Consider the following 20887-nt stretch of genomic DNA (forward strand, 5'->3'; position numbering starts at 1 on the left):
CTCATCGTTGCAACTTTTTGTTGCGTTTGCTAGTTTTCCCTGGTGCGGACCTACCGGCACGCCCGCCCGCTGCACCGGATCGTTCGGCGCACGGCGGCCACCCGCCCGATGGCGAAGGTCTACGGGGTCATTCAGCAACCCCTCGACGAACTCGTCCACCGGCTCACCCGCGGCAGGACAACCGCGTCCTCGTGGCTCGCCGGCGTCGAGATCACCATGCTGACCACCACCGGAGCGAGGAGCGGGCAGGCCCGCACGCGGCCCGTGCTCGGCCTGCCCGACGGCGACGGTGTCCTCGTGATCGCCTCCAACTTCGGCCGCCCGCGCAACCCGGGCTGGTACCACAACCTGCGCGCGAACCCGAACGCCACCATCGTCCTCGCCGGTGTCCGCCGCGAGGTCGTGGCCCGCGAGCTCGACGGACCGGAGCGCGAGCGCGCCTACCAGCGCGGCGAGGAGATCTACCCCGGCTTCACGCACTACTGCCGCTGGGCCTCGAACCGCCGCATTCCCGTGCTGCGGCTCGAGCCCCGGTCGACTCAGAGCTCGGGGCCCTGAGCCCGCAGGTCGTCCACTTTGGACATCGCCGTCCGGAGGGACGTCAGCCACTCGTCCGCGTGCTCGCCCACCAGGCGGACGGCCCAGGCGAGCGCCTCCGAGCGGGAGCGGGCGACGCCGGCGTCGACCAGGGTGTCCAGGATGAGCCGCTCCTCCTGGCGCAGCCGGGTCATGACCGGCACGGACAGGGTCGTGAACAACTCCTCGGTGCTGCCGATCTTCGCGCCCCACGCGACCTTGCGGCCATAGCGGTGCTCGGCCTGCCGCGCGATCTCGATCCGCTCGTCGCGGGTCTCCTCGCGGAACCGGCTGATGCGGCCCGCCTCGGCGGCCGACCGCTCCGCGTCGTCGGCGAAGTCGCCCTCCAGGGGCGGCAGCTGCCCGACGACGGTGATCTCCTCCCGGTCGACGACCACCATCGGCGCCTCGGTGAACCAGCCCTCCGGCAACCGGCCGGAGAACCACGCCGACGCGTCGTCCGCGGACGGCAGGTCGGCCTGCTGCCAACCACCGCGCCCACGGCCGCGACCGTGGCCCCAACCACGCCCCGGACCCCAGCGATGTCCTCGTGGACCCATGAATTCCACCCCGCACTCTCCGAACATGACAGCCTCCCAAGTGGCTGACTTACATGATTACAAGGTTACGCGCGCAACGATGGAATGCCAGAAGGTTCGCCCGGGGCGGAATTGAAGGCGGAGCAGCGGACGGGCGCCATGGAGCGCGACCAGGAGGCTCATCGAACCGTCTGGGCCGACGTGTTTGGGCAGTTGGGACCTGGTGCAGCAAGATCAACGGCGGCCTCCGGCCCCCCGAAATCCAGCGTATCGACGAGGGCTGACAGGCGGGGGTGGGCGGAGGCGCTGCCTGTGGACAACTCGGCAGCGGGGTGACGACTGGCGGCAGCGGCAAGCAGCAGCGGGGCGAGCGAGCGGCTACGGGGACGGCGGAGAGCAGCGGGCGGCGCGGCGAACGGCGTGGCGAACGGCGGCGGGCAGCGGGGAGCAGCGAGCGTCGGCGGACGAGCGGGGGGCTGCGGCAGCGGGACGAGCGGCGGCGAGCGGCCGCGGGGCAGACGGCGGCCGGACGAGCGGCGGGCAGGGGCGAGCGACGGGCGGCGACGGGGAGCAGCGAGCGTCGGCGGGGCGCGGGGCGTCGCTCGGCGCGGGTCAGCTGCGGCTCACCGCCTGGCGCGTTTGGGCCGGTGAGCGTGGCGGAGCAAGATCAACAGTGGCCGCCGGCCCCCGGGATCCAGCCTATCGATGGGGGCTGACAAGAACGGTCGGACGACGGTGTTGCCTGTGGACAACTCGGCGGCGGCCGGTGAGTGGTCGAGGTGATCGCGAGTCAGTGGAGGGCGGTGACCAGCTCGCCCACCTCGGTCACTGGGCGGTCGCAGACGTAGCCATGACATACATAGGCCGCGGCCAGGCCGTCCACCAGTGGGCGGTCGGCCAGTAGCGGGGCCTCGTCGGGAGCGCCGGACAGGACCACGGCTCCGCCGGGGGCGTGGCGGACCGCCGCGTCGGTCAGGGCCTCTCGACGGGAGTCGCCGGCTGGGCCCACCACCGCCACCTGCACCGGGCCCTGCGCCAGGGCCTCCGCGACCGACAGCCAGTGGCCCGCGAAGCGCGGCGCCCGCGTCGCCAGCATCCCCGCCCGCGCCACCGCCTGCTCGGCTGCCGTTCGATAGGTCCCGGCGCGGTCCGGGCCCACCAGCGCCGACGCGGTCAGCAGGGCACCCGCCGTGGCCGACGCGCCGGACGGGCTCGCGTTGTCGCTCGGGTCCGACGGCCGCCACACGAGCTCGGACGCGTCGTCGGCCGTGTCGTGGAACGCGCCGGCGGACTCCTCGTCCGCGAAGCGGGCCAGCGCCGTGTCCAGCAGACCCACCGCCGCGTCCAGCCAGCGGCCCTCGCCCGTCGCCTGGTGCAGGGCCAGCAGGCCCTCCGCCAGGCAGCCGTAGTCCTCGAGTACGCCGGCCGCCTCGCCGGCGACGCCGTCTCGGGATGCGCGGCGCAGGCGACCCTCGACCAGGTGCACGTCGAGGACCAGGGCGGCAGCCGACGACGCGGCCTCCACCCAGTCGCGGACACCGAACGCGGCACCCGCGTAGGCGAGCGCGCCGATGGCCAGGCCGTTCCACGCCGTGACCACCTTGTCGTCCCGGCCGGGCTGGGGCCGGGCGTCCCGCGCGATCAGCAGTCGCTCGCGCGCCCGCGTCCAGCGCGCCGGCACCTCGGGCTCGCGCAGCATGCGCAGCGTCGACGTGCCGTGCTCGAACGTGCCCGCCGCCGTCACGCCCAGCAGGTCCGCCGCCCACGCGCCGTCGTCCGGACCCAGCACCTCGACCAGTTGCTCGGGCGTCCACGCGTACGTCAGGCCCTCGACCCCGTCGGTGTCCGCGTCCAGCGACGCCGCGAAGCCGCCCTCGGCCGTGCGCAGCCGGCGCACCAGGAACTCCGCGGTCTGCGACGCCACCTCGCGGTGCCGGGCCGAGCCGGAGCGGAGCGCCAGATGCGCGTACACCCGCAGCAGCAACGCGTTGTCGTACAACATCTTCTCGAAGTGCGGCACCACCCAGCCGGCATCGACGCTGTACCGCGAGAAGCCGCCGTCGAGCTGGTCGTAGAGGCCGCCGCTCGCCATCGCCTCGGCGGTTCCCTCCACAATGGACAGCGCCTCGACCGAGCCGGTGCGGTCGTGGTGGCGCAGCAGGAACTCCAGCACCATCGAGGGTGGGAACTTCGGTGCGGTGCCGAAGCCGCCGTGCTTGCGGTCGTACTCGGGCAGCATGGCCAGCGCGGCGCCGTCCAGCGCGTCGGAATCCACAGTGGACTCGGGTAGTGCGGCGGTCTGCTTCGACAGCTCCTCGACGATGCGGGTGCCGGCCTCGCGCACCTCCTCGTCCCGGTCGTGCCACGCCTCGTCGACGGCCACCAGCAGCTGACGGAACGAGGGCATCCCCGGCCGCGCCGTCGGCGGGTAGTAGGTACCGCAGTGGAACGGCGCGCCCTCCGGCGTCAGGAAGCACGTCATCGGCCAGCCGCCCTGGCCGGTCATCGCCTGCGTCGCGGTCATGTAGACCGCGTCCACGTCGGGCCGCTCCTCGCGGTCCACCTTGACGTTCACGAACTTCTCGTTCATCAGGAGCGCGATCTCGGCGTCCTCGAACGACTCGTGCGCCATCACGTGGCACCAGTGGCACGCCGCATACCCGACCGACAGCAGAACCGGCACGTTCCGCCGCTTCGCCTCGGCGAACGCCTCGTCGGACCACGGCCGCCAGTCGACCGGGTTCTCGGCGTGCTGCAGCAGGTACGGGCTCGTCGCGTCGGCCAGCTGGTTCGCCATGTGCCTAGCCTCTCAAACCCTACGGCTTGGCGTCGGGCCCAGCGGGAGGTCCGCCCTCGGGGTCGGCGGCCGGGTCCTGCTTCGACTCCTCGGACTCCGGCGGGTCGAAGCTCGCCGGGACACGTTTGAGGTGCTTGGTCATCGAGCGGACCAGGAACGCCACCGCGACGAAGAAGAGCAGCAGGACCAGCAGGCCGACCGGGGAGGACTTGCCGAAGTCCTCCCCCTGTCCACCCGGGTCCTCCGGCCTCGTCGGCGGCTGGGCGACCAGTGCCACCGTGACGACGGCCTGGTCAGCGCCAGCAAGCGTCATGCGGTCACCTTTTCGCTGATCCCGGAGAACAGGTCGTCCTCCGGCAGTGTCGTGTCCACAAGGGACCGCACCAGCTCGTACTCCTCGTACGGCCACACGTCCCGCTGCATCTCGAGCGGCACGGCGAACCACCGGCTGTCCGGGTCGATCTGCGTGGCGTGCGCCATCAGCGCGGCGTCCCTCTTCTCGAAGTATTCCCCACATTCGACCCGCGTCGTCACCCGGTCGGCCACGTCGCCGCGCTTCTCGTCCCAGTTCTGGAGCCACTCGGTGTACGGCGACTCCAGGCCGCGCGCCAGCAGCGCCTCGTGCATGGCCAGCATCCGCTTGCGGGAGAAGCCGTGCGAGTAGTACAGCTTCAGCGGCGTCCACACCTCGCCGGCCTCCGGGTACAGGTCCGGGTCGCCGGCCGCGTCGAACGCCGCGACGGACACCTCGTGGCAGCGGATGTGGTCCGGGTGCGGGTAGCCGCCGTTCTCGTCATAGGTGATGACCACGTGCGGCTTGAACTCACGCATCAACCGGACCAGCGGCGGCACCGACTCCGACAGCGGCACCACCGCGAAGCAGCCCTCCGGCAGCGGCGGCTTCGGGTCCCCCTCGGGCAGCCCGGAGTCGACGAACCCCAGCCACCGGTGCTCGACGCCGAGGATCTCGACCGCGCGCGCCATCTCCTTGCGGCGGTACTCGTTCATGTTCTCCCGCACCTCGGGGCGCTCCATCGCGGGGTTGAGAATGTCCCCGCGCTCGCCTCCGGTGCAGGTCACCACCATGACCTCGTGGCCCTCGGCCACGTACTTGACCATCGTGGCCGCGCCCTTGCTCGACTCGTCGTCCGGGTGCGCGTGCACCGTCATCAGCCGCAGCTTCTCCGCCATGCTTCCGCCATCCTCCTGTGACGTTCACCCCCGGCAGGCCCCGCCACGCGCCTGCCGGATACTCGACCTGGTTGTTCGAACCATGTCGACCGGGTGCATTGTTCCCGGCGGGTCCGACAATCCCGGCGGAGGGGCGGTAGGTGGCAACCGGACAGCTGCTGGAGGACCGGTACGGAACGCGACCGCGCAGGACTTCGCGGCGCGCGTACTGGATTCTCGGCGCGTGCGCGCTCCTGCTCGGCGGCGGGATCGCGTGGCTCGGCTACGCCAACCTCGGCACCGCGCCCATCCAGACCCAGCGGGTCGGCTTCGAGAACCTCGAGGGCGACGCCATGAGCCTGACGTTCGAGATCACGCGGAACACCCCGGACCGGCCGGCCGTGTGCATCGTGCGCACCCGCGTGCGCAGCGGCGCGGAGGGCGGCCGGCGCGAGGTGCTGGTCCCGCCCGGGCCGGCCACTTCGCGGGTCACCACGACAATCCGCAGCGGTGCCGAACCGGTGACCGCGGACGTGTTCGGATGCTCCTATCAGGTTCCGGCATACCTGTCCACGGACCTGCCGCCATCAGGGTGAACTCAGCGACCGACGACAGCTGAACCGAACAAAACGGACAAGGATGTCCGCCCGATCGTGATACGCTGTCGTACCTGCACGGCCCCCTGGCGGGCCGTGTTTTTCCGTTCCGGGTGTTCGCCGCCGCCCGGGAACTACCGGCCCGAATCCGCGGGACCGGAAGTGTGAGCGAGGAGTTGGTGACCGTGAGCGACACCCAGGTGACCTGGTTGACCCAGGAGGCCTACAACCGGCTCAAGCAAGAGCTTGACGAGCTCGTTGACAATCGCCCGGTTATCGCCGCGAAGATCAATGCCAGCCGCGAGGAGGGTGACCTCAAGGAGAACGGGGGTTACCACGCGGCACGCGAGGAGCAGGGCCAGGCGGAGGCCCGAATCCGGCACCTGCAGGAGCTGTTGCGCAACGCCAAGGTCGGCGAGGCGCCGGCCAATGACGGGCTCGCGGAGCCCGGCAAGGTGCTGACCATCCGCTACGAGGGCGACAAGGAGACCGAGAAGTTCCTGCTGGCCACCCGAGAAGAGGGCGCCGAGGGCGCGTTGGAGGTCTACTCACCTGAGTCGCCGCTGGGCAAGGCGCTGCTTGGCGCGAAGGAGGGCGAGACCCGCTCCTACGAGCTGCCCAACGGCAACACCCAGCAGGTCACCCTGGTGAAGGCGGTGCCCTACGCCGGCTGAGCCGGCCCAGGTTCGCGGACGAGACCGGAGAGGCCCGGAGCTGTCACCACGGCTCCGGGCCTTTCGTCATGCGCGGACGTCTTCGCCCGCGTCCCCGCCCGCGACCCGCTCCAGCAGCGGACGCACCCGCGGCGGGATCGGCGTGGACAGGGCGATCGACGTCGAGGTCCGCCGCACCCACTGCACATCCACGACCTCGTCGATGACCCGCTGCAGGTCGGCGTTGGACCGGGCGACCATGCGCACCAACAGATCCCCCTCACCCGTCGTCGCGTGTACCTCGCACACCTCGTCGATGGCGGCGAGCCGCGAGGCCACCTCCGTGCGCCGGCCCTGCGCGATCTCCAGCACCGCGAACGCGGTCAGCCCGTAGCCGATCGCGGCCAGGTCCACGTCCGGCGGGAACCCGCGCAGCACCCCCCGCCGCTCCAGCCGGTCCATCCGCGCCTGCACGGTCCCGCGCGCCACGCCGAGGCGCCGCGAGCACTCCAGCACGCCCAGCCGCGGCTCGTCGGCGAGCAGGAGCAGCAGGCGTGAGTCGAGCGCGTCGAGTGTGTCAACCGGTTCGCTCATCTGCACAGAATGCCTCACCCCGTCCACTCCGTTCTCGGTTTTCTGGGCAGATTGCCCACCGATGGGAGCGCCGGTTGCGCAGACTGCCCGAGCGCACGGATCCTGCGGCTACCGCCATGTCAGCAGGGAGGACACGATGACCGGCACCCTCAACCAGGATCGCCAGTACGACGATGTCAGCTTCGACCAGCTGCGCCAGCTCGTCGGGCTCGTGGACTACGACGAGACCAAGGACCCATTCCCCGTCCGCGCGATGGACGCCGTCGTGTTCGCGGTCGGCAACGCCACCCAGACCGCGTGGTTCTACCAGGCCGCGTTCGGCATGCGGGTCGTCGCCTACTCCGGCCCCGAGACCGGCAACCGCGCCCACAAGTCGTTCGTGCTGAAGTCCGGGTCCGCCCGCTTCGTGATCAACGGCGGCGTGCACCCGGACAGCGAGCTGCACGACCACCACCGCAAGCACGGCGACGGCGTGGTCGACCTGGCCCTCGAGGTCGCCGACGTGGACAAGTGCGTCGAGCACGCCCGCGCGCAGGGCGCCACCGTGATCGACGAGCCGTACGAGGTGTCCGACGAGCACGGCACGGTCCGGCTGGCCGCGATCGCGACGTACGGCGAGACCCGCCACACGCTCGTCGACCGCTCCCGCTACACCGGCCCCTACCTGCCCGGCTACGTGGCCAAGGAGTCGACGATGCCGCGGCGCAAGCGGCTCTTCCAGGCCATCGACCACTGCGTGGGCAACGTCGAGCTCGGCAAGATGGACTACTGGGTCGAGTTCTACAACCGCGTCATGGGCTTCGTGAACATGGCGGAGTTCGTCGGCGACGACATCGCCACCGACTACTCGGCGCTGATGAGCAAGGTCGTGTCCAACGGCAACCACCGCGTGAAGTTCCCGCTCAACGAGCCGGCGATCGCGAAGAAGAAGTCGCAGATCGACGAGTACCTCGAGTTCTACGACGGCGCCGGCTGCCAGCACATCGCGCTCGCCACCAACGACATCATCGGCTCGGTCACCGCCATGCGCGAGGCGGGCGTGGAGTTCCTGGACACGCCGGACTCCTACTACGACGACCCCGAGCTGCGCGCCCGGATCGGCGAGGTGCGGGTGCCGATCGAGACGCTCAAGGAGCACCGGATCCTGGTCGACCGGGACGAGGACGGCTACCTGCTGCAGATCTTCACCAAGCCGATCGGCGACCGGCCGACCGTGTTCTACGAGCTGATCGAGCGGCACGGCTCGCTCGGCTTCGGCAAGGGCAACTTCAAGGCGTTGTTCGAGGCCATCGAGCGCGAGCAGGAGCGCCGCGGCAACCTCTGAGCCGAACCCGCGCCGGTGGCCTGCCCCCCAGCGAGGCCACCGGCGCGGTACCTCACCCCCAGGCGGACCCGATGATCGTAGCGGCCGCTGACGAGTCACTCACAACGTCGCGTGTTCGGTCGGCGGCGACGAGTTGCCCGCACGATCCACGAGGACAATCCGGGCCGGGTATCCTCGTCCGTGCACGCAGCACATGGATGGGATCGAGCATGGCGGACGGGTCACGGGTCGCGGGAATGCTCCCGCTTGCGGGAGCGTCGTTGGCGGCGGTGGCCCTGGCCGGGGTGGCGGTGTTCAGCGTCCACCAGGCCGGCTGCGACGCGCCGGGCCGCTACGTCGAGCACGACGACGGTCAGCTGGAGCTGGTCGGCAGCTGCGTGGACCCCGCCCAGCTGCCGCCGGTCCAGCAGCAGCGCAAGCATCAGCCGGCGCAGACCGAGCCCGCGCTCAACGAGCTGACCCGCGGCGACGAGATCGCCCCCTAGGCACGGAAACAGACACGAAACGGCCCCCGGCGGAACCGAGGGCCGTTCTTCGTTTCGGAGCCGGTCAGCCCAGCGCCTGGAGCAGGTCCTGCACCAGGTCGGCACCGTCCTCGATGCCGACGGACAGCCGCAGCACGTCGCCCGGCACCTGCAGCGGCGAGCCCGTGGTGCTGGCGTGGGTCATCTTGCCCGGATGCTCGATCAGCGACTCGACGCCGCCGAGCGACTCGCCCAGGATGAAGATCTTCGTGCGGGCCGCGACCTCCAGGGCCGCCGCCTCGCCGCCCGCGACGGCGAACGACACCATGCCGCCGAAGCGGCGCATCTGCTTGCCGGCGAGCTCGTGGCCGGGGTGGTCGGGCAGGCCCGGGTAGTAGACCTTGGTGACCCGCGGGTGGCCGGCCAGCGCCTCGACGATGCGCTCGGCGTTGTCGCTGTGCCGCTCCATCCGCAGCGCCAACGTCTTCGCGCCGCGCAGGGTGAGCCACGCGTCGAACGGGCCGGGCACCGCGCCGACCGCGTTGCGCAGGAAGTCGAAGGACTCGTGGAGCTCGTCGTCCGAGGTGATCAGCGCGCCGCCGACGACGTCAGAGTGGCCGCCGAGGTACTTGGTGGTCGAGTGCAGCACCACGTCCGCGCCGAGGCCGAGCGGGGACTGCAGGTAGGGCGTGGCGAACGTGTTGTCCACGACGAGCTTCGCGCCGGCCTCCGCGGCCACGTCGGACAGCGCCGCGATGTCGGCGATGCCGAGCAGCGGGTTGGTCGGCGTCTCGCACCAGATGACCTTGGTGTTCGGCCGGACCGCCGCGCGGGCGGCGGCCACGTCGGCGAGGTCGACCGTCGTGTACTCGACGCCCCACAGCTTGAGAACCTTGTCCAGCAACCGGAAGGTGCCGCCGTAGGCGTCGCCGCCGAGGATGACGTGGTCGCCGGGCCGGGTCAGCGCCCGCAGCGCGACGTCGCTCGCGGCCATCCCGGACGCGAACGCGAGCGCGTGCCGGCCGCCCTCCAGCGATGCCAGGGACTCCTCGAGCGCGGTGCGGGTCGGGTTGGCGGTCCGGGAGTACTCGTAGCCGCCCTCGCGCAGCCCGCCGACGCCGTCCTGGGCGAAGGTGGAGGTGGCGTAGATCGGCACGATGACCGAGCCGGTTCGCGGATCAGGTCGCTGACCTGCGTGGATCGCCCGAGTCTCGAAGCCCCACCGGCTCGTGTCCGCTGCCATTGCCACAGATTATTACCTCTCACTCACGTGCCCAGCATGTGGGAACCCGGTTTGACCCGTCATCTCATTCAACGACGGGGAGCGCGCGAATAGTTCACGAACTCACCCGTACGGATAAGCGAGACGCCGGTGGAGTGATCCACCGGCGTCTCGTTCAGCGTTCGCTCACCACTGCTGTGGCGGGCCGCCCTGCTGTGGGGGCTGGCCGAAACCGCCCGGGGGCGGCTGCTGTCCGAAGCCACCCTGCGGCGGGCCGCCGAAGCCCTGCTGCGGAGGTTGCTGGCCGAAGCCCTGCTGCGGCTGCTGCTGCCCGAAGCCGCCCTGGGGCGGGCCGCCGAAGCCGCCGGGGCCGCCGCCGGAACCGCCCAGCACCGACTCGCCGCCGAGGAACTTCTTGGTCTGCGGGAAGAACCCGAGCGCGCCGATGCCGCCGACGAGGATGCCGCCGATCAGGCCCCACACGCCGGTGCCCGGCAGCTCGCCGGTGTTGCCCTCGACGCCGGCCGCGAGGATCAGCTCGAAGATGCCGAACACGAGCATCAGCCCGCCGGCGCCGGCCAGCACCATGTGCGCCATCTTGTGCTTGAGGAAGATCAGCACGCCGCCGCCGATGGCACCCACCGCGCCGAGCAGGATCGCGATCGTGCACAGCCAGAGCAGGCCCGGCGACGGGGCACCGAGCTCGTCGACCAGCTCGGGCGGCGCGGCGTTGTAGCCGTCGCTGTACTCGCTGATGTCACCGAAGTCGACCAGGGCGAAGATCGCGATGAGCAGACCCAGCACCGCGGCGAGACCCGCCAGGCCCCAGGCGATCATCTGCAGGTTCTGGCCCTGGCCGCCGAACGACGGGCCGCTGCCCAGCCCCTGCTGCTGCGCGAACCCGCCGGGCGGCGGGCCGTAGCCCGGCGGCGGCTGCTGCTGGCCGAACCCGGGCGGCGGAGTCTGCTGCTGCTGGCCGAACCCGCCGGGCGGCGGGCCGTAGCCCGGCGGCGGCTGCTGCTGGCCGTAGCCGGGCGGCAGCTGCTGGCCGAACCCGCCCTGCTGCTGCCCGAAACCGCCAGGTGCCTGGGGGTCCGCGGCGGGCGGCGGGGCGTACTGCGGCTGCTGGGGCGGCATCGAGCCGGGCGGCACCATCTGCGTGGCGCCGGAGTCCTGGTACTGCTGACCCGGCTGGACCGGCTGCACGACCTGGGTCGCCTCGCCGGGCTGTTGGCCGGGCTGGATGGCCTGGGTGCGCTCGACCCCGTCGGCGCCGACCTGGCCTGGCTGTCCCGGCTGGATGGCCTGCGTCGGCCCCGGGGTGGAGTGCGGGTTGTCCTGCTGGGGCGGCTGGCCGGGATGCTGCTCCTGGCTCTGCTCACCTTCCCCTTGCTGCGGTGGCTGGCCGCCCTGCCACGGTTGGTTCGGCGGCTGAGGAGAGCTCATCGGGTTCCAACCCCTTCGAAAGGTCTATCCAGAGGTGCTTTCGGGGCAACGCTAGTGCATCGTGCGGCCGAATGCCGGCAGCGGGACGGGTGCCGCGACACGCTCAGCGGCCAGCGAGAAAGCCGAGCAGGTCCTGCCGCGTCACGACGCCGGCCGGCTTGCCGTCGAGCAGCACCAGCGCGCCGTCGGCGGTGGACAGCGCGGTCATCGCCGAGCTCACCTGCTCACCTGCGCCGATCGTCGGCAGCGGCGGCGACATGTGGTCCTCCAGCCGGTCGGCGAGCGCCGCCTTGCCGGTGAACAGCGCCTCGAGCAGATCCCGTTCGTTGACCGCGCCGACGACCTCGGCCGCCATCACCGGCGGCTCCGCGTTGACCACGGGCATCTGGCTCACGCCGAACTCGCGCAGGATCGCCACCGCGTCGGCCACCGTCTCGTTCGGATGCCCGTGCACCAGGTCCGGCATCGCGCCGCCGGTTCCCTTGCGCCGCAACACATCGCCGACGGTCGCGCCGGAGTGCTCGGGCGGCAGGAAGCCGTAGGAGGCCATCCAGTCGTCGTTGAACACCTTCGACAGGTAGCCGCGGCCGCCGTCGGGCAACAGCACGACGACGACGTCGTCCGGGCCGAGCCGCTTGGCCAGCCGGATCGCCGCGGCCGCCGCCATGCCGCAGGAGCCGCCGACCAGCAGCCCCTCCTCGCGCGCCAGCCGGCGGGTGACCTCGAACGACTCGGCGTCGGACACCGGGATGATCTCGTCGGCGACCGAGCGGTCGTAGGTCTGCGGCCAGAAGTCCTCGCCGACACCCTCGACGAGGTAGGGCCGCCCGCTGCCGCCGGAGTACACCGAGCCCTCGGGGTCCGCGCCGACGATCTGGACCCGGCCGTCCGAGACCTCCTTGAGGTAGCGACCGGTGCCCGAGATCGTGCCGCCGGTGCCCACACCGGCGACGAAGTGGCTGATCCGGCCGTCGGTCTGGCGCCACAGCTCCGGCCCGGTGGACAGGTAGTGGCTCGTCGGGTTCTCCGGGTTGGAGTACTGGTCGGGCTTCCACGCGTTCTCGATCTCGGTGACGAGCCGGTCGGACACGTTGTAGTAGGAGTCCGGGTGCTCGGGGGCGACCGCGGTCGGGCAGACCACGACCTCCGCGCCGTAGGCGCGCAGCGTGTTCCGCTTGTCCTCGCTGACCTTGTCCGGGCAGACGAACACGCAGCGGTAGCCCCTGCGCTGCGCCACCATCGCGAGACCGACCCCGGTGTTCCCGGAGGTCGGCTCGACGATCGTGCCGCCGGGCTTGAGCTCGCCCGACTTCTCCGCCGCCTCGATCATCCGCAGCGCGATCCGGTCCTTGACGCTGCCGCCCGGGTTGAAGTACTCGATTTTCGCGAGCACCGTGGCCGAGACTCCCTCGGCCAGCGCGTTCAGCTTGACCAGCGGCGTGTTGCCGACCAGATCGACGACATGCTCGACGTACTCCACCTGCACTCCTCGTTCAGACGTGCCCCCCGACCAGGCGCGAGCCTAGCGACCGGCACGTTTACCACGTGTTTCGGCGGTTCGCTCGACGAGCCTCGACCCCACGTCGAGCCCGATACTAGTGACGCGGCACACACTCGAACCCGGTCGACGGTCACGACTTGACACCGGCGACGATGGAAAGGAAACCGGCATCGGCGCCGGCCCGTGTAATGAGTAGGAGGTGCGCGATGGCGTGGCTGCGTGTGCTGCGTGGGCTGGCGTTGGGCGCCGGCTCGGTCGGCGGGCTGTCCGGAGCCGCGTACGGCCTGCTCAACGGACAGTCGAAGCGCGCTCGCACGCTCATCGGCAAGTCGACCGACCTGCCACGCAACGCCGACGGCGTGTACCTGCCGGACGGCAGCGGACCGGTCACCGAGGAGCCCGCCGACGTCCTCACGTTCGCGGTGCTGGGTGACTCGCTGGCCGCCGGTCTGGGCGCGGAGACCGACGACAAGCTGCCGGGCGTGCGCCTGACGAAGGGCCTCGCCGAGGAGGCCGGCCGCCCGGTCCGGCTGACCACGCACGCGATCATCGGCTCGCGCACGTCCGACCTCGACGAGCAGATCGACGTCGCGCTGATCAACCCGCCGAGCCTGGCGCTGGTCATCGTCGGCGGCAACGACGTCACCACGCGGATGCGGGTCGGCACGTCGGCCGCGTTGCTGGCGCGCCAGGTCCGCCGGCTGACCGAGGCCGGCACGACCGTGGTCGTCGGCACCTGCCCGGACCTGGCCATCGTCGAGCCGATTCCGCAGCCGCTGCGCGCGATCGCCTCCCGCTGGGGCCTCGCGCTGGCCCGGGCGCAACGCCACGAGCTGGACCGGATCGGCGTTCGGTCGGTGTCCAGCGCCGCGCTGCTGTCGCCGGAGTTCCGCCAGCGGCCGGACGAGCTGTTCAGCGAGGACCGGTTCCACCCCAACGGTGCCGGCTACGAGCTCGCGGCGAGCGTGCTGCTGGCCCCCTTGTGTGATGCTGCCGGCTTGACGGGTGGATGGCGGGTCCTCCCCGCGTAGCCTGCTTGTCAGTCGTCTTGTCACCGAGCGTCTGACGAAGGGGTTTGCGCCATGCCAGAGGCGGTCATCGTGTCCACGGCTCGTTCGCCGATCGGGCGGGCGGGCAAGGGTTCGCTCGTCGACATCAGGCCCGACGACCTCGCGGTGCAGATCGTGCGGGCGGCGTTGGACAAGGTGCCGGACCTGGACCCGACGGGACTCGACGACCTCATGCTGGGCTGCGGCCTGCCGGGCGGTGAGTCGGGCTTCAACATGGGCCGGGCGGTCGCCGTCGAGCTCGGCTACGACCACCTGCCGGGCTGCACGATCACCCGCTACTGCGCGTCGAGCCTGCAGACCACGCGGATGGCGTTCCACGCGATCAAGGCCGGCGAGGGCCACGCGTTCGTCAGCGCGGGCGTGGAGACGGTGTCGCGCTACGCCAAGGGCAGCTCGGACTCCTGGCCGGACACGCACAACCCGGTGTTCGCCGAGGCCGAGGCGCGCACCGCCGCGTCGGCTGCCGAGAGCGCGTCGGAGTGGCACGACCCGCGCCAGGACGGCTCGGTGCCGGACGTGTACATCGCGATGGGCCAGACCGCGGAGAACCTGGCGCTCGCCAAGGACGTCAGCCGCGAGGACATGGACCACTTCGGCGTCCGCTCGCAGAACCTGGCCGAAGAGGCGATCAAGTCGGGCTTCTGGGCGCGGGAGATCATCCCGGTGACCCTGCCCGACGGCCGCGTGGTGGACACCGACGACGGCCCGCGTCCGGGCGTGACTTACGAGAAGACCTCGACGCTGAACCCGGTGTTCCGGCCCAGCGGCCGGGTGACGGCCGGCAACTGCTGCCCGCTCAACGACGGCGCCGCGGCGGTGGTGGTCATGTCCGACACCCGCGCCGCCGAGCTGGGCCTCACGCCGCTGGCGCGGATCGTGTCGACCGGCGTGTCCGCGCTGTCGCCGGAGATCATGGGCCTCGGCCCGGTGGAGGCGTCGCGCCGCGCGCTGGCGCTGGCCGGTCTCACGATCTCCGACATCGACCTCGTGGAGATCAACGAGGCGTTCGCGGCGCAGGTGATCCCGTCCTACCGCGACCTGGAGATTCCGCTGGAGAAGCTGAACGTCAACGGCGGCGCGATCGCGGTCGGCCACCCGTTCGGCATGACCGGCGCCCGGATCACCACGACGCTCGTCAACTCCCTGCAGTGGCACGACAAGCAGTTCGGCCTGGAGACGATGTGCGTCGGTGGCGGGCAGGGCATGGCGATGGTCCTGGAGCGCCTGTCTTGACGGTTCTTGCCTGACTCGGATCGTTCGCTCGACCGTGCCGGCGGGCGCGCATACGCTCGCCGGCATGGTGCAGAGCAAGGCCGCGGACGTCGACGGATACCTGGCCGAGTTGCCCGACGAGCGCCGGGAGGCGCTGACGCGGCTGCGTGACCTGTGCCGGGCCGAGCTGCCCGGCTACACGGAGAAGATGGCGTACGGCATGCCGGCCTACGAACGGGCCGGCGAGGGTGCGGTCGCGTTCGCGAGCCAGAAGCAGTACATCAGCTTCTACGTGCTGCGCACCGACGTCCGGCGGGCGTTCGAGGAGCGGCTGGCCGGCCACGACATGGGCAAGGGCTGCCTGCGCTTCCGCAAGCCGGAGCGGATCGACTACGAGCTGGTGCGCGACCTGCTCCGGGCGACGGCGGCCGAGCCGGGCACGATCTGCGGCCCGCTGTAGCTGATCACGCGGGTGGGCCTGGCGGGTTCAGACGCTCGGGGCCATCCGGGTGGCCGCGGTGATCATGCGGTCGAAGGCGTCGCCGTCCTTGGGGTCGTACAGCCCGGCCAGGAGCTTGAGCACCAGCTTCATCAGCGTCGTGCGCGGCAGGCCGTACTTCGTCGCCGTGCGCATCACCACCGGGTTGCCGATCAGCCGGCTGAAGATGTTGCCCAGCCGGTAGTACGAGCCGAGCGCCTCCTTCAGCGCCACCGGGTAGCCGGCGAGCGCCCGCTCCCGCGACGGCCCCTCCGGCCGGGCCAGCGCCTGCACCACGCACTCGGCCGCGAGCCGCGCGGACTCCATCGCGTAGCCGATGCCCTCACCGTTGAACGGGTTCACCATGCCGCCCGCGTCGCCGACCAGCAGCAGGCCGCGCGCGTAGTGCGGCGTGCGGTTGAACCCCATCGGCAGCGCGGCGCCACCGATCTTGCCGGTGGCGTTGTGCTCGCGGAAGCCCCACTCCTCGGGCGTGCCGTCCAACCAGGATCGCAGCAGCGCGCGGTAGTCCGTCTTCCCGAAGGCCTTCGACGTGGACAGAATCCCCAGCCCGACGTTCACCGTGCCGTCGCCCATGCCGAAGATCCAGCCGTAGCCCGGCAGCAGCCGCGGGTCCGCGGGGTCGGACCGGTCCCACAGCTCGAGGTGCGACTCGAGGTAGTCGTCCTTCGACCGCGGCGAGGCGTAGTACCGCCGCACCGCGACGCCCATCGGCCGGCTCTCGATCTTGTCCAGCCCGACCGACAGGGCCAGCCGCGCCGAGACGCCGTCGCAGGCCAGCACGACCGGCGCGCGGTAGGTGACCGGCGCCCGCTCGGGCCCGACCTTCGCGGCCACGCCCTCGACCCGGCCGGTCCGCTCGTCGACGACGGCACCGGTCACCGTGGTCCGCTCGAGCAGCCGCGCGCCGGCCCGCTGCGCGGTGCGCGCCAGCATCTCGTCGAAGTCCATCCGGGTGCGCACCACGCCGTAGGGCGGGAACGTCGCCAGGTCCGGCCAGTCCAGCTCCAGCGTGACGCCGCCGCCGACCACCCGCAGGCCCTTGTTCTGCAGCCAACCGGCCTCCGCGCGGGTGTCGATGCCGAGGTCGATCAGCTGCTTCACGCCGCGCGGGGTGAGGCCGTCACCGCAGACCTTCTCCCGCGGGAACGAGCTCTTCTCCAGCAGCAGCACGTCGAGCCCGGCCCGCGCGAGGTAGGTGGCCGCGGTCGCCCCGGCTGGTCCGGCGCCGACCACGATGACCTCGGCGTCCTCGGTTGCCTTGCGTCGGCTCATCCGGCGGCTCCTCCAGGGAACGGCTTGTGAAAGCGTTCACGAACTCCCGCCATTCTACGGGCCGGACTCCCCGACTCCGGCGTGACGAAACGGACAGCCCGCGAATCGCGACGATCTAGGCATCACCACAAGTGACGCAATGCCTGGGGGCCGACATGACGAGTCCGGAACCGACCCTGCCCGCATCGGTCCTGTCCCGCCCGGCGCCACTGCTCGGCCCGACCGCGGCCTCCTCCCTGCTCGTCGGCGGGACGTGCCTGGTCGGTGGCCTGAACGCGTGGTCCGCGTGGCACCGGCTCGCCGTCGGCGCCGACTACACCGCGGGTGTGCCCGGGATCTGGGTCGCCGACCTCACCAGCGCGGAGGCGACCGGACGGACGGTCGCCACGGTGTACGTGCTCGCGATGACCGCCGCCGCGCTGACGCTGCTCGTGTGGCTGTCCCGCATCCGCGGCAACGCCCGGCTGCTGGGCGCCAGGCGGTCGCGCCGCTGGACCTGGGTGCTCGGCGTGTGGTTCACCAGCTGCGCACTCGCGGTGGTGCTGCTGTACCTGGCGCGCGGCGGGGTGCCCCTGGCGGACCTGCGGGTGCTGGCGTTGGCGGACACGGCGTCGGCGGCGCTCCAGTGCGCGGCGGGGGCGCTGGTGGTCGTCGTGATCCGGCGGGTCACTCGCTGGCAGGCGCTGCCTTCGGCTTGACCGCCCGGTGCAGGGCGACCACGCCGAAGGTCAGGTTCAGCCATTCGACCTCGTCCCAGCCGGCCTCCGCGATCAGCCGGGCGAGCGTGGCCTGGTCGTGCCAGTCGCGCATGGACTCGGCGAGGTAGGCGTAGGCCTCCTTGTTCGACGAGAACGGCTTGGTGACCCGCGGCAGCAGCCGCAGCACGACGTTGTGGTGCAGCCAGCGAAGCGGCGCCAGCGGCGGTTGGGCGACCTCGCAGACGACGAGCCGCCCGCCGGGGCGGACGACGCGGCACATCTCGCCCAGCGCGGCGACCGTGTCGTCCATGTTGCGCAGCCCGAAGGAGACCGTGACCGCGTCGAAGGAGTCGTCGGCGAACGGCAGGTGGAACGCGTCCGCGGCGACCTTCGGCACGTCGCGCTGCGCGCCGGTCTTCAGCATGCCGAGCGAGAAGTCGGCGGCGACGCACCAGGCGCCGGAGCGGGCGTACTCGACGGTGGAGACCGCGGTGCCGGCGGCGAGGTCGAGGATCCGCTCGCCCGGCGTCGCCTCCAGGACCCGGCGGGTCAGCCAGCGCCACCGCCGGTCGAAGCCCAGCGTCATCACCGAGTTGGTGCGGTCGTAGCCCTTGGCCACCCCGTCGAACATCTCGGCCACGTCGCGGGGGTTCTTGTCCAGGCCGGCGCGAGGCATGCCCAACCCTACCGACTACGCGGCGAGCAGCGCCCTACTGACCTGTGCGTAGTGGCCAAGCAACTCGTCGCAGACGGCCGGCCAGGTCCGGTCCAGCACCGAGTCCCGGGCGGCGAGGCCGAACCGCTCGCGCGGCGCGTCCTGGCGCAGGAACTCCACACCGGACACGAGGCCGGCGGCGAACCTGGCGTCGTCGTAGGGCTCCACGAGGAACCCGGTCCGTCCGTGCTCGACGAGGTCGCGCGGCCCGCCCGCGTTGGGCGCGATCGCCGGCACGCCACAGGCGAGCGCCTCCTGGACGGCCTGGCAGAACGTCTCATGTGGACCGGTGTGCACGAAGACGTCGAGGCTCGCGTAGGCGGCGGCGAGCTCCTTGCCGGTGCGGAAGCCGAGGAACGCCGCGTCCGGCAGCAGCTTGCGCAGCGCCGGCTCGTCGGGCCCGTCGCCGACGACCACCGTCTTGACGCCCGGCAGGCCGTGCAGGGCCGCGAGCCGGTGCACCTGCTTCTCCGGGGAGAGCCGGCCGACGTAGCCGACGAGCAGCTCACCGCCCGGCGCGAGCTCCGCGCGCAGGCCCGGGTCGGCGTGCCACGGGGCGAACAGCTCGGTGTCCACGCCCCGGGCCCACCGGTACACCCGCGGCACGCCGTGCTCGGTCAGTGCGGCCGCCGAGGCCCGCGAGGGGGCGAGCGTGCGGTCGGCGAGGCCGTGCAGCCGGCGGATCCATCGCCAGGCCGCGCGGGCGCCGTGCTTGAGGCCGTAGGACGCGGCGAACCCGGCGACGTCGGTCTGGTAGACGGCGACGGTCGGCACGCCGAGTCGGCGGGCGGCGCGCAGCCCGGCCGCGCCGAGGACGAACGGGGAGGCGAGGTGCACGACGTCGGCCTCGAACTCGGCGAGCGCGTTGAACACCTTCGGCGAAGGGACGCCGATCGGCAGCGAGCTGATCACCGGCAGGTCGACCGCCCGGACGCGGCGGACCTCGGCGTGCAGGTATCTGTCCGGCCCGGCCGTGCCAGGCGCGACGACGAGCGCCTGGTGCCCGCGCGCGTGGAGGTGCTCGACGACGCGGAGAACCGAGTTCGTCACGCCGTTGACCTGTGGCAGGAAGCTCTCAGTGACGATGGCGACTCGCACGGCCACACGGTCGCAACCCGCTCTCTCGCGGGGAGAACGCACACGTGACGCGAGAGCGAACGTTGCCGAAAGTCTGCATGCCGGTGGCCGCGACCAGCACTTTCGTCACCCGAACCGCTGTCCCGAGCCCGGCTACGTGGACCCGCCCTCCGCACCTGATCGAACCCGCCGACAAGCCCGCCCGACTCGGCCCCTCGGGCAAGATCGACAACGCCCCCTCTGGATGGCGGCCCCCACCCTCTCCGGGGGGCGGCCCCGGTTCCAATTCTACCGAGGGGCACCGACGTTCTCGGGGTGCTTGATCGACTTGTGGACAAGTCGGGCGGTTGTGGACAGTTGGGCGGTTCTCGGTAGCGAGGTCGCGGCGGCCAGGTCAGGCGTCGTAGTCGATGGTTACTACTTCTGACCTGGGTAGGGCCTGGCACGTGAGCACGAAGCCCTCCTCCAGCTCCCGCTGTTCCAGTGCGTAGTTGCGGCGCATCTCGACCTTCCCCGAGGTCACCTTCGCCCGGCAGGTGCCGCACACACCGCCCTTGCACGCGAACGGCAGGTCCGCCCGCACCCGCTGCGCGGCGTCCAGGATCGGGGTGTCCGCGGGCAGCACGAGGCTCGTCTCGCGGCCGTCGAGATGGAGCGTCACCGACGCGGCCGGACCGTCCACGGCGGACTCGTCGGCCCGGTCCAGCGGGGGCGGCGGCTCGTCCACGTAGAACAGCTCGCGGTGCACCCGCTCGCGCGGCACGCCACGGGCGGACAGGACGGAGTCGGCGTCGGTGAGCATGCCGAACGGACCGCACAGCCACCATTGGTCCACATCGGACGTCGGGACGATCGTGTCCAACAGGGCCCCCAGCTTGGCGGCGTCGAGGCGGCCGGAGAACAGCTCGACGTCGCGCGGCTCGCGCGACAGCACGTGCACCAGCTGCAGCCGCGCGGCGTAGCGGTCCTTGAGGTCGGCGAGCTCGTCGCCGAACATCACCGTGTCCGTGCGCCGATTGCCGTACAGCAGCGTCGCCCGACCATCCACATCGGACTCCAGGACCGCCGACATGATCGACAGTACCGGCGTGATCCCGGAACCGGCGGCGACGAACACGTGATGCCGGCCGCGCCGGGTCAGGTCCGGCGTGAACCGGCCCAGCGGCGGCAGCACGTCGAGCACGTCGCCGGGTCGCAGCCGGTCCACGAGCCGCGTCGAGAACAGGCCGTCCGCCACCCGGCGTACCCCGATCCGCGGCGGCGCCGACGGCGGCGCACAGATCGAGTACGACCGCCGCTCCTCCACCCCCTCCAGGTCCTGGCGCAGCGTCAGGTACTGGCCCGGCCTGAAGGCGAACTCCTTGCGCAGCTCGTGCGGCACCGCGAACGTCACGGCGACCGCGTCCTCGCACAGCCGGTCGACCCGGGCGACGGGCAGCGGGTGGAAGGTCGCGACCAC

General features: G+C 71.7%; 21 protein-coding genes. 9 read left to right on the plus strand and 12 right to left on the minus strand.

Going from position 1 to position 20887, the window contains the following annotated elements:
• Positions 1-42 precede the first annotated feature (42 nt).
• Entirely contained in the window at positions 43-558 is a 516-nt protein-coding gene (locus tag ACRDSK_RS03950) for a nitroreductase family deazaflavin-dependent oxidoreductase (RefSeq protein ID WP_431438497.1), read from the plus strand.
• Here the strand turns inward: ACRDSK_RS03950 and ACRDSK_RS03955 are convergent.
• From ACRDSK_RS03955 to mca, 4 genes are all read right to left on the minus strand, one after another.
• Complete coding sequence (locus ACRDSK_RS03955; RefSeq protein ID WP_431438498.1) at positions 540-1136, minus strand: hypothetical protein; 597 nt, start codon at positions 1134-1136, stop codon at positions 540-542. The genes ACRDSK_RS03950 and ACRDSK_RS03955 overlap by 19 nt on opposite strands.
• Before the next feature lie 769 nt (positions 1137-1905).
• A complete protein-coding gene (locus tag ACRDSK_RS03960) occupies positions 1906-3912 on the minus strand; it encodes a thioredoxin domain-containing protein (protein ID WP_431438499.1) in 2007 nt (668 codons plus the stop codon).
• A 19-nt stretch (positions 3913-3931) separates the two neighbouring features.
• The gene (locus ACRDSK_RS03965) at positions 3932-4225 is read right to left on the minus strand and encodes a hypothetical protein (protein WP_431438500.1); all 294 of its coding nucleotides are present in this window, start codon (positions 4223-4225) and stop codon (positions 3932-3934) included.
• Positions 4222-5103: a mycothiol conjugate amidase Mca gene (mca, locus tag ACRDSK_RS03970; RefSeq protein WP_431438501.1), complete on the minus strand. Its 882-nt coding sequence runs from the start codon at positions 5101-5103 to the stop codon at positions 4222-4224. The genes ACRDSK_RS03965 and mca overlap by 4 nt, the downstream gene beginning before the upstream one ends.
• A gap of 140 nt (positions 5104-5243) precedes the next feature.
• Here mca and ACRDSK_RS03975 point away from each other — a divergent pair, with 140 nt between their 5' ends.
• Entirely contained in the window at positions 5244-5678 is a 435-nt protein-coding gene (locus ACRDSK_RS03975; RefSeq protein WP_431438502.1) for a DUF4307 domain-containing protein, read from the plus strand.
• Positions 5679-5854: 176 nt separating this feature from the next.
• Complete coding sequence (greA, locus tag ACRDSK_RS03980) at positions 5855-6352, plus strand: transcription elongation factor GreA (RefSeq protein WP_431438525.1); 498 nt, start codon at positions 5855-5857, stop codon at positions 6350-6352.
• A 66-nt stretch (positions 6353-6418) separates the two neighbouring features.
• On the opposite strand, the gene ACRDSK_RS03985 is transcribed toward greA, so the two are convergent.
• Positions 6419-6925 carry an Lrp/AsnC family transcriptional regulator gene (locus ACRDSK_RS03985; RefSeq protein WP_431438503.1) on the minus strand — a complete coding sequence of 169 codons (507 nt, stop codon included), beginning with the start codon at positions 6923-6925 and terminating at the stop codon, positions 6419-6421.
• A 136-nt stretch (positions 6926-7061) separates the two neighbouring features.
• Here ACRDSK_RS03985 and hppD point away from each other — a divergent pair, with 136 nt between their 5' ends.
• Complete coding sequence (gene hppD / locus ACRDSK_RS03990; protein WP_431438504.1) at positions 7062-8249, plus strand: 4-hydroxyphenylpyruvate dioxygenase; 1188 nt, start codon at positions 7062-7064, stop codon at positions 8247-8249.
• Positions 8250-8509: 260 nt separating this feature from the next.
• Positions 8510-8734, plus strand: coding sequence for a hypothetical protein (locus tag ACRDSK_RS03995; RefSeq protein WP_431438505.1), 225 nt, complete (start codon positions 8510-8512; stop codon positions 8732-8734).
• 64 nt (positions 8735-8798) lie between these two features.
• Here the strand turns inward: ACRDSK_RS03995 and ACRDSK_RS04000 are convergent, their stop codons facing one another.
• The 3 genes from ACRDSK_RS04000 to ACRDSK_RS04010 form a co-directional block, all read right to left on the minus strand.
• Positions 8799-9956 carry a cystathionine gamma-synthase gene (locus ACRDSK_RS04000; protein ID WP_431438506.1) on the minus strand — a complete coding sequence of 386 codons (1158 nt, stop codon included), beginning with the start codon at positions 9954-9956 and terminating at the stop codon, positions 8799-8801.
• A gap of 165 nt (positions 9957-10121) precedes the next feature.
• The gene (locus tag ACRDSK_RS04005; RefSeq protein ID WP_431438507.1) at positions 10122-11381 is read right to left on the minus strand and encodes a hypothetical protein; all 1260 of its coding nucleotides are present in this window, start codon (positions 11379-11381) and stop codon (positions 10122-10124) included.
• A gap of 103 nt (positions 11382-11484) precedes the next feature.
• A complete protein-coding gene (locus ACRDSK_RS04010) occupies positions 11485-12861 on the minus strand; it encodes a cystathionine beta-synthase (RefSeq protein WP_431438508.1) in 1377 nt (458 codons plus the stop codon).
• A 227-nt stretch (positions 12862-13088) separates the two neighbouring features.
• Between ACRDSK_RS04010 and ACRDSK_RS04015 the strand changes: the two genes are divergently transcribed.
• From ACRDSK_RS04015 to ACRDSK_RS04025, 3 genes are all read left to right on the plus strand, one after another.
• On the plus strand, positions 13089-13913 hold the full coding sequence (locus ACRDSK_RS04015) for an SGNH/GDSL hydrolase family protein (protein ID WP_431438509.1): 825 nt from the start codon (positions 13089-13091) through the stop codon (positions 13911-13913).
• Between the two features lie 51 nt (positions 13914-13964).
• On the plus strand, positions 13965-15185 hold the full coding sequence (locus ACRDSK_RS04020) for an acetyl-CoA C-acetyltransferase (RefSeq protein ID WP_431438510.1): 1221 nt from the start codon (positions 13965-13967) through the stop codon (positions 15183-15185).
• 64 nt (positions 15186-15249) lie between these two features.
• Entirely contained in the window at positions 15250-15624 is a 375-nt protein-coding gene (locus tag ACRDSK_RS04025) for an iron chaperone (protein ID WP_431438511.1), read from the plus strand.
• Between the two features lie 27 nt (positions 15625-15651).
• On the opposite strand, the gene ACRDSK_RS04030 is transcribed toward ACRDSK_RS04025, so the two are convergent.
• Positions 15652-16938, minus strand: coding sequence for a geranylgeranyl reductase family protein (locus tag ACRDSK_RS04030; protein ID WP_431438512.1), 1287 nt, complete (start codon positions 16936-16938; stop codon positions 15652-15654).
• A 155-nt stretch (positions 16939-17093) separates the two neighbouring features.
• Here ACRDSK_RS04030 and ACRDSK_RS04035 point away from each other — a divergent pair, with 155 nt between their 5' ends.
• Positions 17094-17636, plus strand: coding sequence for a hypothetical protein (locus tag ACRDSK_RS04035; RefSeq protein WP_431438513.1), 543 nt, complete (start codon positions 17094-17096; stop codon positions 17634-17636).
• Here the strand turns inward: ACRDSK_RS04035 and ACRDSK_RS04040 are convergent.
• The 3 genes from ACRDSK_RS04040 to paaE all read right to left on the minus strand — a co-directional run bounded on the left by ACRDSK_RS04040 (position 17605) and on the right by paaE (position 20887).
• A complete protein-coding gene (locus ACRDSK_RS04040; RefSeq protein ID WP_431438514.1) occupies positions 17605-18312 on the minus strand; it encodes a demethylmenaquinone methyltransferase in 708 nt (235 codons plus the stop codon). The genes ACRDSK_RS04035 and ACRDSK_RS04040 overlap by 32 nt on opposite strands.
• 15 nt (positions 18313-18327) lie before the next feature.
• A complete protein-coding gene (locus ACRDSK_RS04045) occupies positions 18328-19449 on the minus strand; it encodes a glycosyltransferase family 4 protein (RefSeq protein ID WP_431438515.1) in 1122 nt (373 codons plus the stop codon).
• Positions 19450-19822: 373 nt separating this feature from the next.
• Positions 19823-20887 carry a 1,2-phenylacetyl-CoA epoxidase subunit PaaE gene (paaE, locus tag ACRDSK_RS04050; RefSeq protein WP_431438516.1) on the minus strand — a complete coding sequence of 355 codons (1065 nt, stop codon included), beginning with the start codon at positions 20885-20887 and terminating at the stop codon, positions 19823-19825.

The organism is Actinophytocola sp., assembly GCF_050699915.1.
Lineage (GTDB): Bacteria > Actinomycetota > Actinomycetes > Mycobacteriales > Pseudonocardiaceae > Actinophytocola.